This is a genomic window from Sulfurihydrogenibium yellowstonense SS-5 (assembly GCF_000173615.1).
GTDB lineage: Bacteria > Aquificota > Aquificia > Aquificales > Hydrogenothermaceae > Sulfurihydrogenibium > Sulfurihydrogenibium yellowstonense.
Genome location: NZ_ABZS01000011.1, coordinates 1 through 14,455, shown reverse-complemented (window position 1 = coordinate 14,455; position 14,455 = coordinate 1). Strand labels below are relative to the sequence as shown.

Sequence of the window (14,455 nt, the reverse complement as noted above, 5' to 3'; positions counted from 1 at the left end):
AGGACGTAAGTCCGAAGGATCTCATTTTTAAATTTTATAAAAATCCACCAATTTTTCACTCAAGATTTTAAACAAATGCTTAATAAACATCACTTCAAATTTTCTTTTATATTCTTTAAATGGGTCTCGTATTCTTCTGAAAAGATATGTCTTTTCCTGTCTTTTGATAAAACATAATAGTAATAGTTGGATTTGGTTGGATTTAACACGGCTTCTAACGAAGAGATTGTAAAACTACAAATTGGAGTTGGTGGAAGACCTTTGACTTTATAAGTATTAAATGGAGAATCTATAACCATATCACTTTTATTTAGCTTCCCATCCCATTTATTAGCAAGCTTTAAAGCATAAATGACCGTTGGGTCAATCTGAAGCCTCATGTCAGATTTTAATCTGTTAAAAATAACTCCGGCTATGATTGGCTTTTCTTCTTCATAGTATGCTTCTTTTTCTATCATAGATGCGATTATCATTGCTTCATAAAAAGATAGATTTTTTTTATAAAACGCTGAATAATCTTTGCTTTCTGCTTTTTGCTTGTAAGGCAAATATCTTTTTTCAAAGACTTTTAAAAACTTTTTTATCAATGTTTCAACAGTTTCTTTTTCTGAAATTGCATAACTCTCCGGTGGAAAATAGCCTTCAAAAGAGCTTCCTACAAGTCCATATTTTCTGACATTTTTTTCATCAAATACATACTTTAAAAATTTTTCCTTTTTAACTATCCCTTCTTTTTCAAGCTTGTTTGCAATATCTATTAAGTCCTCTCCGGGTATGATAGTAAAGTATTTTTGCTTAACCTCTCCTTTCGCTATCTTTTCATAAACATCTATTACAGAATACTTTCCTTTAAACTCATACAATCCGGATTTTAGTGTTTGATTTTTTATCAGTGCTAAAATGACAAAAAGATATTTATTTAATATTACATTCTCATCCTCAAGTTTTTGTGCAATCTCTACTGTTTTTAGACCTTTTTCAATGTTAACTTCTGCATTTACATCTTTTTTGTAAAAAAATAAAGATAAAAGTTCTAAGAAAATTAAAGATATTAGACTAATAGCTATAATCAGTCGCTTCATTGCTCAAAGATAACCTGTCAAGATATGTTTGAAGTATAAAAACTGCAGACAAGCTGTCTATTTTTTCTTTTTTGTTTTTCTTTTTTGTTTGTGATAATGTTTTTTCTGCTAAGGATGATGTAAATCTTTCATCTATAAAGATTATTTCTATATCTTGTGGAATGTGATTTTTTAGATTTTCGGCAAAGTCTTTTGTATATCTTGCTTGCTCTCCTTCTTCACCTTTTAGCGTTAAGGGTAGTCCAATAACTATTTTTGAGATTTTATAATTTTTTATTAAATCATTGATTTTTTCAAATACCTTTTCGTCGTTTAGAATAAACTCAAGAGGCGTTGCTGTAACTCCAAACGGATCGCTTACAGCAACGCCAATCCTTTTTAACCCTATGTCAAGACCTAAAATTCTACTCAAGCTTGTGCAGGCTCTTCCTTGGAAGATATGCCGGCTATCTTATATATCAAACAAAATCCTGTGATTGCTGTCAATATTAACACAACGCCAACAAACGTTGCAATTACAAACACACCACCTTTTTCAACTCCAAAAAATACAAGTATTGAACCTACTAAAATTCTTACAAGTGCATCCCACAATGCCATGACAGCTTACCTCCATTTATAAAGTTATAAGTGTTTCAAAACGTAGGGTGAGAAATTCAATAAAAGTAGGAGATTCTTCGCTTCGCTCAGAATGACAAAAAAGGTTATCCTTTCTCTGATGCCTATCAATCAACATTTAGTTGTCATCCTGAGGCTGTAAGCCCAAGGATTTCCTTTTTAAATTTTATAAAAACCACTAATTTCTCACCTAAGGTATTTATAAAGTTATAAGCGTTTCAACTTCTTCGTATTTTGCAACTTCATCAGGATGTACAATCCTGCCAAGAACCGCTGACGCCGCAGCTACTGCAGGGCTTGATAAGTATACTTGGCTTTTTGGATGTCCCATTCTTCCCACAAAGTTTCTGTTTGATGTAGATAAACAAACCTCACCCTCTGCAAGAATACCCATATGACCACCAAGACATGGACCACATGTAGATGTGCTTATCAAGCACCCCGCTTCTGCCAATATTTCAATTATACCTTCATGTAATGCTTGTTTATAGATTTGGTCTGATGCAGGTATTACAATACATCTAACCTCTGGATGTACTTTTTTACCTTTTAAAATTGCTGCCGCTATTCTTAGGTCTGAAAGTCTTCCATTTGTGCATGAGCCTATAAATACTTGGTCAATATGTGTTCCGGCTACTTCACTAACAGGTTTTACGTTTGATGGCAAGCTTGGACATGCAACTACAGGCTCTATTTTACTTGCATCAAATTCATACTCACAGCAGTATTTAGCGTCTGGGTCTGATTTATAGAGTTTAAACTCTCTGTCTGTTCTTTTTCTTACCCATTCAACAGTTTTTTCATCCGGTTCAATGATTCCGCTTTTTCCACCTGCTTCTATAGCCATATTAGCGATTGTAAGTCTGTTATCTATATCAAGAGCTTTGATCGCTTCTCCATGATATTCCATAGCTTTATACAATGCACCATCAACGCCAATTTTTCCAATCACTGTTAAAACAAAATCTTTTCCACCAACCCATTTTTGTGGCTTATTATAAAATACAAACTTCATACTCTCCGGAACTCTAAGCCATGTTTCACCTGTAGCCCATATGTAGGCAATATCAGTAGAACCTACACCTGTAGAAAAAGCACCAATTCCGCCGTAAGTACATGTATGTGAATCTGCACCAATTACCAAATCACCTGGAACTATAAAACCTTTTTCTGGAAGTAGTGTATGCATTACTCCACTATCTTGACCTTCAAAGTAATTTTTAATTCCCATTTTTTTAGCGAAATCTCTTGAGATTTTAATCTGCTGAGCAGACATAATGTCTTTTGGCGGGAAGAAATGGTCCATAACAAGAGCGATTTTATTTGGGTCATGAACTTTATCTATGCCATATTTTTCAAGCTGTTTTATTGCAAGCGGAGCTGTAATATCGTTTGCAATAGCAAGGTCTACTTTAACAGTTACAAGCTCTCCCGGTTCTACATAATCTTTACCTGCATGTGCTGCTATTATTTTTTCAGTTATTGTCATACCCATATTTATAAACCTCCAAATTAAAATAGATAGGATTGATAATTATAGCATATTAGCAATTGCTAAATTATTACTCTAATCACTATTAAACTTAAGCTAAACAATTAAATTATCAATAATTTGAGAAAAGAAAGTTTAAAGCTTTCAACAAAGTAAGCCATAGATTTTAAAGATAGTGTTTTTATTGTGTAATAAGAAGTTATTCTTTTGTGAAGTTGTTTTTGATTTAAAAGATATCAAGACAGAATGATAATAAGATTACTTCCATATCAGGCTGAGCTGAATAATCAAGAGTAGCTTGAAAATACACTTACTTTTTTCTAACCCACACGGTTCAGATGTAACTTTAACGTGAGAATTGAAAAGTGAAAAGTGAAACGTGGAAATAATTTAAACATCATCATTCTTTTAAAACGTCTCACATCTCACGTCTCACGTTTCACCTTACATAACCCACACGGTTCAGATGTAACCCAAACCAAAGTTTTTAGGCTCCCCAGTTAAAACAACCTTTATAACCCACACGGTTCAGATGTAACATCTTAAGAGGTGGTTCCAGATACATGTTGAGAATACTTTATAACCCACACGGTTCAGATGTAACGAAATCAAGAACTACACAAAAAACTTCGAGTACATTGCTTTATAACCCACACGGTTCAGATGTAACCTTGTAGTCATTGTAGTATTTATCCATAGTGTATGACTTTATAACCCACACGGTTCAGATGTAACGCAGCTGTTGTAGCAGGCTATTTATTATGGAAGAATCTTTATAACCCACACGGTTCAGATGTAACCTGTGAAACGAATCATAATAGAAGAATTGGAAAAATCTTTATAACCCACACGGTTCAGATGTAACAAGTAGTAAAAGAAAAAGCTAATCTTAATATAACACCTTTATAACCCACACGGTTCAGATGTAACAAGTAGTAAAAGAAAAAGCTAATCTTAATATAACACCTTTATAACCCACACGGTTCAGATGTAACAAGTAGTAAAAGAAAAAGCTACTCTTAATATAACACCTTTATAACCCACACGGTTCAGATGTAACCTAATTTATCAAATACTTCGCATACTATACCACCTGACTTTATAACCCACACGGTTCAGATGTAACAAATGCATCTATGTAGATAAGGAAACATATGAGAAACTTTATAACCCACACGGTTCAGATGTAACAAGCTCTTCTGAGTTGAGATCATTATTTAAATCTTTCTTTATAACCCACACGGTTCAGATGTAACGTAAAAGTAACAGGAGAATCAGGATTTGCTATGCAACTTTATAACCCACACGGTTCAGATGTAACTTGAAAATGAAGACTCTTTAAATGTTGCTGTTAATTCTTTATAACCCACACGGTTCAGATGTAACAAGAATTTTCAGTGTAAGCGAAAGAACAGTATATTACCTTTATAACCCACACGGTTCAGATGTAACATGAGAAGCATCTAAAAGAAATTAATAAACAGATAACTTTATAACCCACACGGTTCAGATGTAACAAAGGGAAAAGGGGCAACGTTTCTACATAGAGTTTGACTTTATAACCCACACGGTTCAGATGTAACAAATCAATTTTAAAATTGAAACAAACACCCGAAACAACTTTATAACCCACACGGTTCAGATGTAACATATTTTAAATCTTATCAAGATTGTTATAATAATTGCTTTATAACCCACACGGTTCAGATGTAACGTAGAACCAGAAGAAACAGCATCACTTGATGATATAGCTTTATAACCCACACGGTTCAGATGTAACTTTGATATTTGTTGTTTTAAGACTTTTGAAAGCTTCTTTATAACCCACACGGTTCAGATGTAACTTGTAGCAGATGTAAGTAGAATAAAAATTTCTACTACTTTATAACCCACACGGTTCAGATGTAACATATACATTCTGACGGAAGCTTAAGCATGATCGAACTTTATAACCCACACGGTTCAGATGTAACTAAATGTAGCGGAAATAAATGGCAAGAAAAATTAGAACTTTATAACCCACACGGTTCAGATGTAACTTTAAAAAAAATTTTTTAGGAGGTATGGATATGGTTTCTTTATAACCCACACGGTTCAGATGTAACCCGTTAAATTTTTACTTAAAAATAAAATCGCTTATAGCTTATTCTATCAATATTCTGATAAATATTATACCAAACTTTTAAAAAACCTGCAAGTTGAAGTTTTTTGCAGCAAACCTCGATATACAGAAAATATATTATTATATTTTATCCTTTAACTTCCTATCACAAGCCAACTTCCAAAAACCATAAACTCAGAAGCCCGCTGCAAATATCACTCTTTAACTTGCCGATCTCAAAAAATTTTAAAACAAAAAATTACAAATTTTCAAAGGTTTAAGCACTAAAAATTTCAAAATCAAAAAACTTAATTCAACAAATACTTATAACTACTTTTCAAAAAATCCATTTCAAACCATCATTACGCAAGCTCTAATCAAAGATCAAAAAATAAAATCAAGTTATCAATACCTTAGCTTCACTGACTTTTAAGTCATCTCACTAAGTCATCAATCAATCAAACAAAAATCATTAAATTATTGATAAACCAATCTCCAACGTCTCACTTCTCACATTTCACGTTCTCACGTAAATTAAGCTTGTGTGGGCTAACCTATTCAATTGCCAAGGTTCAGTAAAAAAATTAAAAATCTAAATAATAATATACAAAAAAATTTTCTACATGTCAAGCAGAAAATGAAAGCTGTTTAAAAAATCTTGCAAGCTTAACTTTCTGCGACATCCTGAGACTGTAAGCCAAAGGATCTCATCTTTTGATTTTTGATTTGAAAAGAAAAATGAGATTCTTCGCTTTGCTCAGAATGACACCATTAGGTCGTTCTTTGTCATCCTGAACGTAGTGAAGGATCTCATTTTCGGTCTTTTGACTTGAAAAGAAAATATGAGATTCTTCTCCGGCTGCAGAATGGCGATTTTGATTTTTGGAAAAGTTTCAGCAGAAATTAAGAAACTCGCTCAAACATGCAAGACTGAAAAGGTGTTTATGTAATAGATTAAACTCCATCTAAAACAGATTTTCATTTACTTTATAGTTTATAGCTTCAAAAACATGCTTAGGTAAGACTTTTTCGCTGTTTTCTAAATCTGCTATAGTCCTTGCCACTTTCAAAACTTTATGAAAGCTTCTTGCTGTGAGATTAAATCTTTTTGTAGCATTAAGCATTACATCTTTTGCTTCTTTTGTGATATTTCCATACTCTTCAATATGTGTTGGTGTCATTTGACTGTTAAATTTGATATTTTCGTTTTTAAATCTGTTTCTTTGTATCTCTACTGCTTTTAAAACTCTATCTCTTATTTTAGCCGAAGGTTCGCCTTCTGGTTTGTTTGCAAGCTCTTCTGGTGCTACCGGTAAAACCGTTACTGCCAAGTCTATTCTATCTAAAAGTGGTCCTGAGATTTTGCCGAGATATCTTTTTATTTCTGCCGGCGTACATCTGCATTCTTTTTTAGGGTCAAGCTTATAGCCACATGGACAAGGATTAGCTGCTGCTATAAGTTGAAAATTTGCAGGAAATTCTATTTTTCCTGATGCCCTTGATATAGAAACAACCTTATCTTCAAGCGGTTGTCTTAAAACTTCTAAGGTAGATTTCTTAAATTCTGGTAGTTCGTCTAAAAACAAAACACCGTTGTGTGCCAAAGACACTTCACCGGGTTTTGGAAAACTTCCCCTGTAAAACTCAAAAATTATTGCGAAATTAATTTTACTTAAATCATTGATAATCAACAATTTCCTAAAAAACTCTTTTCATTAAACTTACAAAAATTATTGCAAAATTTTGGAAAATTTAATATAATTATTGCGAAAATTTGGAAATAGTTTGGAGATAAAAATGAAAGGAAAGAAAAGAGTGGGTGTAAGAAACATTCCAACAAAAAGAGTTTCTGTTAGAGGAAAAATGTATAGTTATAAAAATAAAATGGTTGTATATCACGAATCACTACTTGAAAGAGACTATTTTTGTATGCTTGAAATAGATGATGATGTTATTAGATACTTACCACAGCCACTAAAGGTAGATATATACGTTCCAGATGTTTTAGTTGAAAGGAAAGACAAAAAACAGCTTGTAGAAATTAAGCCATCAGAAAAATTAAAAAATATGGACGATAAATTAGCAAAGAAAATAGAAACGTTAAAACAATACTGTCAAGAAAACAATATGGAATTTTTAATCATCACAGAAAAAGATATAAATCAAAACATTGTACAGGTTTCAATGGCACTTCATCAGCATACCCAAACAAAAGTTCCAGCAGAATATAAAGAGAAAATTTTAGAAATTGTTAAAAGTCATGAAAAAATCTCCTTTCAAGACCTGTTTAATAATTTAGCTACTTACTACGATGCAATAGAAAATGCAAAAATAAAGGGATATATACTGTCGCTAATAGCCAACAAAGAACTTAAAATATTAAATATTGAAAATGGATTAAACAGCAATACTCTAATATGTATAAACCAAACGTGAGGCTAAGCTAATGATAGAAATTAAGAAAGGAAAAGTGATTGAGCTTGATAAAGAATACATAATTGAGAATTATAGCCTAAATACTGAAAACAATACCATAGACGTAGTTTTAAGAGATACAAGCTATAATCAATTAATTATCATACCATTATCTAATCTACAAGAGAAATTATTGGAACAATACGAAAAAAAGAATAAACAAGAAGATGAAAAACTGACTCCTTTCGACAAGATAGATGAAGAATTATTAAAAGAGGCACAGAGAAGACTTGAAATAGTCAAAGCTGTCATGAATGCCAAATCAGTTAAAGAAAGAGAAGAAATTGCTAAAAAATATAACGTTCATCTATCCACAATATACAGATGGATGGAAAGATACAAAAAAAGTGGAGAAACTATATATGGACTATTGCCAAGATACGAAAGACGTGGCGGTAAGGGTAAAAAAAGGATAGGAGAAAAAGCTTTAGAAATAATTGACAAAATGATAAAGGAAAGATATTTGACTCATCAAAGAATATCTGCTAAAAGGCTTTACGAGGAAATTAATGCTGAACTTATAAGCCAAAAGCTAAAACCTATTGCCTATACCACATTACTTTACTATCTAAAAGAAATAGACAGAGAGACCATATACAAAAAACGTGAAGGCAGAAATAAGTATTTAAGCACAATAAATCCTGCGAAAAATTCATTTGAAGCAAACTATCCATTAGAATGGATACAGATAGACCATACTCCTTTAGACATTCAAGTAGTATCAGAAATAGACAGAAAACCTATTGGAAGACCTTACATAACGGTAGCCTTAGATGTTTACAGCAGAATGGTTTATGGAATTTACATATCATTAGACCCTCCAAGCTATTATTCAGTAGGACAGGCTATATATATGGGACTGATAAACAAAAATCATTACTTGGAAACGCTTGGAATAGAAGGAGATTGGAATATTAATGGCATACCTGTTAACATTCATACAGACAATGCGGCAGAATTTGACGGAACTAATCTTGAGAAATTCTGCATGACTTTTGGAATAAACTTAGTATATAGACCTGTAGGAAAACCATTCTACGGCGGACACGTTGAAAGATTTATAAGAACTTTAAACAAAGAACTGCACAACGTTAGCGGAACAACCTTTTCTAACACAAAAGAAAAGAGAGAATACAATCCAGAAAAAGAAGCTGTATTTACCCTAAAAGAACTTGAGAAATTTATAGTTTATTGGATAGTTAATTACTATCATCAAAAACCGCATGACGGACTACAAGGATTAACACCTTATGAAAAATTTAAAGAAGGATTAACTAAATCAAACTTTGGAATAAGAGTCTTAAGCCAAGATGAATTAAGAATAGCAAGAATATCACTGCTGAAATCTGATTACAGGAATGTATCAAAAGAAGGAATAAGATTTAAAGATCTACACTACTACTCAGATATTCTTGTAAGATACGCAGGAGATAATAAAAAATATGAAATCAAGTATGATCCAAAAGACATAACGAAAATATATTTCTACGATGAAAATCTACAGGATTATATAGAAATTTACTGTAAAACACCAATTCCACCGGGAACTACTTTGTGGGAATTAGAAAAGGCGAAAGAGATGTTAAGAGAAAGAAGAGAGAAAATAACATCGTATAAAATCTACGAAGCAATTAAAGAACTGAGAAAAATGGAAGAAGAAGCAAGAGAAAAAACAAAGTTAATGAGAAAACAAATAGAAAGCAATAAAACTAAATTAAGCTCCAAAGAAGTCTCAGAAAAATTAGAAAAACCTATCGATAAAACAGAAGAAAAACCACAAACGCAAATTAAAAAACCAAATGAAATAAAACCCTTTGACATAGAATTTGATTTTTAAGGAGATAAAGCCATGAGCCAAAAAGTAGAAAACAATAATTTTTATGAAGACTACGAACATTTAATCCCGCCAATTGTCAAAGAAATCAGAGATAATGCATCAGATGAAGAAAGAATAGAGTTTATCAGAAAGCCAAAATTTATCAGACACAGCAAAGCCGAAGCTATATTCAAAATGCTTGATGAGTTATACTATGCACCAAGAGAGGATAGAATGCAGTCTTATCTATTTGTAGGAGACGGAAATATAGGAAAAACCCATACTGTCAAAAGATATGCAAAAATGAAAAACAGCCAAGATGATCCTAACGATATACAAACAAAAATTCCTGTTTTGTGTGTATTGGCTCCCGTAAAAGCAAACTATAAAGTACTATATGACAATATCCTTACAGCATTGCATGTTCCTTTTAGAACAACAGATAGCGATACACAAAAAGAAGTTAAAATAGCAACATACATAGAGGATTTCCAAGTAAAAATGCTGATAATTGATGAAATTCACAATGGACTAACAGGTTCTGCAAACCAGCAGAAAGAATTTACCAATGCAATAAAAAACTTATCAAATATATTAAGAATTCCTATCGTTTTAGTAGGCGTACAGGAAGCTGTGTCTTTAGTTAATAGAGACCATCAGCTAAAAAGCAGATTCAAGCCTATAAAAATCAAAAATTGGGAAATAGATGATGAATTTAGAGCTTTTCTTAAATCTATTGAATTAACACTGCCTCTAAAAGAAAAATCTTACATCTATACAGATGAAAAATTTATTACAAAAATACACCAAGTGACAAATGGGATAACAGGAGATATTATTTCAATAATAAACAAAATGGCTATAAGAGCTATAGAGAAAAAGAAAGAGAAGATAGATATAAAGCTATTTAATGAAATTGATTATATAACTGTAGACAACTCAAAAATTTACGCACAAGAAATATGAATGGATTTCTAAAATGAACGAAAAATTTAGATTTTATTCAGACAGAAACTTTTTATACAGATATAGAGTCCAAAAAGACGATTACAGAGAGACATTAGCCAATGCAGTTATTCCAAATCCACTAACACCTTTCAAAGATGAGCTTTTCTCATCATGGATTGCAAGACTTTCTGCCAAATTTGACTGCCAAGTATCCACTTTTCTAAACATATACTTTCCTTTTCTTAGGGATAAAAGACTAACAGCAAGAGATATGGATTTAGTTTTGGACTCTGAGTTAGCAGAAATTTTTAGTCAAAAAACAAGAATAAGTAAAACTATCATATACAACACAGGACTAAAAAGTTATGAAAGTTATCTGTCAGAAACAATAAGAGATAATTCAAGAAATAACTTGATATCAACAGTAAAGATAAAAGGAAGTTATTCAAAATCTTACGGCTTAAAATATTGTCCCTACTGTCTGAGAGAGAACAACTATTTCAAAAAACAATGGAGATTATTATTTGTAAATGTATGCGAAAAACACAACTGCTATTTACTTGATAGATGTCCATCCTGTAACAACCCAATTACAATAACAAAAAGAAAAAAAGGCATAAAGTTCTTTAACTGTCCTTTTTGTGGCTTTGAATTTCATAAGGCAGAAAATGAAAAAGTATCAAGCCAATCTAAGGCTGTAGAAAACCAAAAGAAAATGTTAGAGATCTTAAATAATGGCTATTTTATTTTTGAAAACAAGCCTTATTACTCAATTTTCTACTTTTGGACTGTAAAAAAGTTAGCTAAGTTAATTTACTTGGATGAATATAGAAGAAACGATATATTACAAACAGAAATTGAGCTACATAACTATCCTTTGAAAAGCAAAAAAGAAATTAAAAGCAGGTTTATTGAAGATTTCTTGGAAGTAAAAGAAGGCATTTCTCTATTTACAGCAATTTACGACATTTTGAAGGATAGAGAAAGCTTTGATAAGTTTGTAAAGGATAATAATCTATCTTTTTACATTCTAAATACATTCAAAGAAGGAAGCGATTATAATCCACCTTATTGGTATATTGATTTAATAAGCAATTACCAAGTAGGTATAAATAATCAAATAGTAACTGAAGAAATGATTAGAAATGCCGTTAAATGGATGCAGAAAAATGGTATAAGAGTTAGTTTAAGAAATTTAGCAAAATGGACTGGGATAGATTTTTGTAGTAACAAGAAGGCAAAGGTGTTGAAAAAGATAGTAGAAGATAACAAAACCTAAACAAGGTAGCATGTTATAATTTTTCAAAAAAATACGACACCTTGTAAAGTTGCAAAAATATATTTATCGAACATTAAATGGTGTTACAATAAATGTTTACAAAGATTATAGAAATTAATTATAAGAATTCTTTCCATGATAGAACTTTTTCTGGCATTTTAGAATACTAATACCCATTTGTTGGAGGTCTGAAATATGGCAAAATCTTTCTTTGAAGCAAAAGTTGAGTTTGACGAAAGATACAAAAATATAACCGTATTGCCCCAAAGCTTGGTCCCAGTAAATGGAAGAATTATCCAAAACATAAGCATAAAAAATCAAAAAGGAGAAAATACAGAGGAATACTATAAATGGCAATTTATATATGCTTTAATTCATAGTGGTCTTTGTCCTAAAGATTTTATTGGGGTTGAGGTTTGGTTTCCAAAAGGCAATCCATCCTCAAGACCAATAATATTAGATGGGGCTATTTTTGACGACTCTAATTGGTTGCATCATTATCATAATTTTTGGCAGAATAAAGATCAGTCATCTCTGGAATGGTTGAGAAATCATCTCATTGGTGTTATAGAATTTAAAAAAGAAGATGGGCGAGACATTGAAAAATATATTAATCAGCAGTTAAAACCTGCAATGAAAGAGTCAGATAGAAAATTTGTCATCGGTTTTTATTATGATACCGAGAGACTCTGGATATTTCAAAAATCGGGCAATAAAATCCTACGATACGATGAGTCAAAAAATGAAAAAGGAGAAAACAGCGGAATTAAAGATTTATCTCTATATTTACCAGATAGCTACTCTATCATCCCCTCGTTTAATGATATCAATAAAATAGTCAAGCCCACAACGATTGACAGAACCCAACGGACCACTGATGATTTAGAAGTAATATCTAGTATCCACACAAAACAAATCAATGACTCCTTGTCTAATATACTCCGCACTTTAGATAAAGTGGGGCTTGTCAATCAAATAGGTTATGAGATATTAATACAAATGTTGGCATTAAAAATATTTGATGAAAAAGCTAATAAAATAGATAAAAATAGAACTTTAAAATTCTATATATCACAAGACGAAAGGAATTATTCATCCCTTGCTGATCCGTCCATTCAACAATTCATTCGCAGGATTGAGAATCTTTACAACGAGGCAAAGGGTAGTTATCGAACAATATTAGGACAATCTATTATCAATTTTAAAGACTCGTCGCATATTTCTGCAATTGTATCTATAGTAGAAAATTTTCAAGATTATTCATTTGTTAACTCATACAAAACGGATATATATCAATTAGTTTTTTACAGATTTGCTAACGAATTTGCAAAGGAAAGAAAAGGACAATTTATAACCCCTATATGGCTTATAGACTTTTTGGTAAAAATAGTTAATCCAAGAGGCAATGAAACTGTTATTGATCCGTGCGTTGGAATTGCTGACTTTCTCTCTTTAAGTTTTGTGAATTCTAATCCTAAATTAAAGGACGATAATTTATATGGAATTGATAATGATCGGCAAATGATTATGCTTGCCCAATTAAACATGCTTTTAAACGGTGATGGAAATGCCAAGTTATACTATATCCCAGACAAGGGATCTATTGATCATAAAATTGATATTGATGGAAAAGTTGTCAAGCTTAACCCTAATTATCACAAAAATGGCAACTGGGATAATTGGCCAGATACAACAGAACTAAAAAAATTTGATGTCGTCTTGACTAACCCGCCTTTTGGTGAAGATCGAGCATATAAAGCTTTTACAACTGAAGACAAAGAGATTGCTGAATGCTATGAACTTTGGCATTTGAATAAGCAGGGCAATTGGATAGATTTAGGACTTATTTTTCTAGAAAATGCGGTCAGGTTGCTGAAAGAAAACGGAAGGATGGGGATAATTTTATCAAACAGTATTGCATCAATAGATAGATGGAAGAAAGCACGAAGATGGTTTATTGAAAATATGAGAATAGTAGCACTTTTTGATCTTCCGCCAAATATATTTGCAGACACAGGAGTAAACACAACTATAATAGTTGCTTATAAACCAAAAAAGGAAGAATTAGAAAAATTGAAAAATCAAAACTATGAAGTTTTCATTAAGGATATTAAACGAGTTGGATATGAAGTGAGAACATCAAAAAGGGTAAAGTATTATAATCCTATCTGGAAAATAAACGAACAAACATTTGATGTGGAAACAGATGAGAAGGGCAACCCTTTACTTGACGAAGAATTTACAGAAACAATAGAAGAATTTAGAAATTGGGCAAAAAGTCAAGAAAAAACTTTAAGGGACATTTTTATAGGGGAATAACTATGGAATACGTACAAAGAACTACTCATTGTGAGAATTTGAGAGAAAAAGAATCATTGTCATCATGTAGTTATAAGACTGTCCTATTCAAGAATAAAAATATAAAAAGTATCCGAGAATTGCTTTCAGAAAAACCCTCGAATGGACAAGAAATTGGCTCATTCTCCTATACAAGCAAATCAAAATTTTATTTTATAAGAACCAAAGCATTGCAATCAAATTATTTTTTACCTATTCTAAATGACATTCAATGTGCAGTACCAATCTTTCCTTCAGCATTTAAAGATTTTGACTTACGCAAAGGAGATATTTTAATCTCTAAAGA

The 14,455-nt window shown here is 31.7% G+C and carries 11 protein-coding genes and 1 CRISPR repeat array; of the genes, 6 read left to right on the top strand and 5 right to left on the bottom strand.

Going from position 1 to position 14,455, the window contains the following annotated elements; all coding sequences use genetic code 11:
- Window positions 1-89: 89 nt before the first annotated feature.
- From mltG to SULYE_RS00895, 5 genes are all read right to left on the bottom strand, one after another.
- Window positions 90-1,082: an endolytic transglycosylase MltG gene (gene mltG / locus SULYE_RS00915; RefSeq protein ID WP_007545612.1), complete on the bottom strand. Its 993-nt coding sequence runs from the start codon at window positions 1,080-1,082 to the stop codon at window positions 90-92.
- Window positions 1,057-1,494, bottom strand: coding sequence for a Holliday junction resolvase RuvX (ruvX, locus tag SULYE_RS00910; RefSeq protein ID WP_007545611.1), 438 nt, complete (start codon window positions 1,492-1,494; stop codon window positions 1,057-1,059). Before ruvX ends, mltG begins: the two co-directional genes overlap by 26 nt.
- Entirely contained in the window at window positions 1,491-1,682 is a 192-nt protein-coding gene (locus SULYE_RS00905; RefSeq protein ID WP_007545610.1) for a YgaP family membrane protein, read from the bottom strand. The genes ruvX and SULYE_RS00905 overlap by 4 nt, the downstream gene beginning before the upstream one ends.
- A gap of 217 nt (window positions 1,683-1,899) precedes the next feature.
- Window positions 1,900-3,195, bottom strand: coding sequence for a 3-isopropylmalate dehydratase large subunit (gene leuC, locus SULYE_RS00900; RefSeq protein WP_007545609.1), 1,296 nt, complete (start codon window positions 3,193-3,195; stop codon window positions 1,900-1,902).
- Window positions 3,196-3,636: 441 nt separating this feature from the next.
- Window positions 3,637-5,297: a CRISPR direct-repeat array (repeat unit 29 nt; unit sequence CTTTATAACCCACACGGTTCAGATGTAAC).
- A 961-nt stretch (window positions 5,298-6,258) separates the two neighbouring features.
- Window positions 6,259-6,987: an ATP-binding protein gene (locus tag SULYE_RS00895; protein ID WP_007545607.1), complete on the bottom strand. Its 729-nt coding sequence runs from the start codon at window positions 6,985-6,987 to the stop codon at window positions 6,259-6,261.
- A 103-nt stretch (window positions 6,988-7,090) separates the two neighbouring features.
- Between SULYE_RS00895 and SULYE_RS00890 the strand changes: the two genes are divergently transcribed.
- The 6 genes from SULYE_RS00890 to SULYE_RS08490 all read left to right on the top strand — a co-directional run.
- Window positions 7,091-7,729 carry a TnsA endonuclease N-terminal domain-containing protein gene (locus SULYE_RS00890; RefSeq protein ID WP_007545606.1) on the top strand — a complete coding sequence of 213 codons (639 nt, stop codon included), beginning with the start codon at window positions 7,091-7,093 and terminating at the stop codon, window positions 7,727-7,729.
- A 10-nt stretch (window positions 7,730-7,739) separates the two neighbouring features.
- On the top strand, window positions 7,740-9,605 hold the full coding sequence (locus SULYE_RS00885) for a Mu transposase C-terminal domain-containing protein (RefSeq protein ID WP_007545605.1): 1,866 nt from the start codon (window positions 7,740-7,742) through the stop codon (window positions 9,603-9,605).
- 12 nt (window positions 9,606-9,617) lie between these two features.
- Window positions 9,618-10,550 (top strand): TniB family NTP-binding protein, encoded by a 933-nt coding sequence (locus SULYE_RS00880; RefSeq protein WP_007545604.1) that lies wholly within the window; start codon window positions 9,618-9,620, stop codon window positions 10,548-10,550.
- Between the two features lie 13 nt (window positions 10,551-10,563).
- Window positions 10,564-11,811, top strand: a complete 1,248-nt coding sequence (locus SULYE_RS00875) for a TniQ family protein (RefSeq protein WP_007545603.1) — start codon at window positions 10,564-10,566, stop codon at window positions 11,809-11,811.
- A 195-nt stretch (window positions 11,812-12,006) separates the two neighbouring features.
- The gene (locus SULYE_RS00870) at window positions 12,007-14,130 is read left to right on the top strand and encodes an HsdM family class I SAM-dependent methyltransferase (protein ID WP_007545602.1); all 2,124 of its coding nucleotides are present in this window, start codon (window positions 12,007-12,009) and stop codon (window positions 14,128-14,130) included.
- Window positions 14,131-14,132: 2 nt separating this feature from the next.
- A partial coding sequence (locus SULYE_RS08490; RefSeq protein WP_043989013.1) for a hypothetical protein occupies window positions 14,133-14,455 on the top strand: 323 nt, incomplete at its 3' end.

What these genes read in the sequence shown, in the direction of transcription:
- SULYE_RS00885 (WP_007545605.1), top strand. Translation starts at nt 7,740, where the DNA reads ATGATAGAAATTAAGAAAGGAAAAGTGATTGAGCTTGATAAAGAATAC.
- SULYE_RS00905 (WP_007545610.1), bottom strand. Translation starts at nt 1,682, where the DNA reads ATGGCATTGTGGGATGCACTTGTAAGAATTTTAGTAGGTTCAATACTT.
- SULYE_RS00880 (WP_007545604.1), top strand. Translation starts at nt 9,618, where the DNA reads ATGAGCCAAAAAGTAGAAAACAATAATTTTTATGAAGACTACGAACAT.
- SULYE_RS00890 (WP_007545606.1), top strand. Translation starts at nt 7,091, where the DNA reads ATGAAAGGAAAGAAAAGAGTGGGTGTAAGAAACATTCCAACAAAAAGA.
- SULYE_RS00875 (WP_007545603.1), top strand. Translation starts at nt 10,564, where the DNA reads ATGAACGAAAAATTTAGATTTTATTCAGACAGAAACTTTTTATACAGA.
- leuC (WP_007545609.1), bottom strand. Translation starts at nt 3,195, where the DNA reads ATGGGTATGACAATAACTGAAAAAATAATAGCAGCACATGCAGGTAAA.
- mltG (WP_007545612.1), bottom strand. Translation starts at nt 1,082, where the DNA reads ATGAAGCGACTGATTATAGCTATTAGTCTAATATCTTTAATTTTCTTA.
- SULYE_RS00870 (WP_007545602.1), top strand. Translation starts at nt 12,007, where the DNA reads ATGGCAAAATCTTTCTTTGAAGCAAAAGTTGAGTTTGACGAAAGATAC.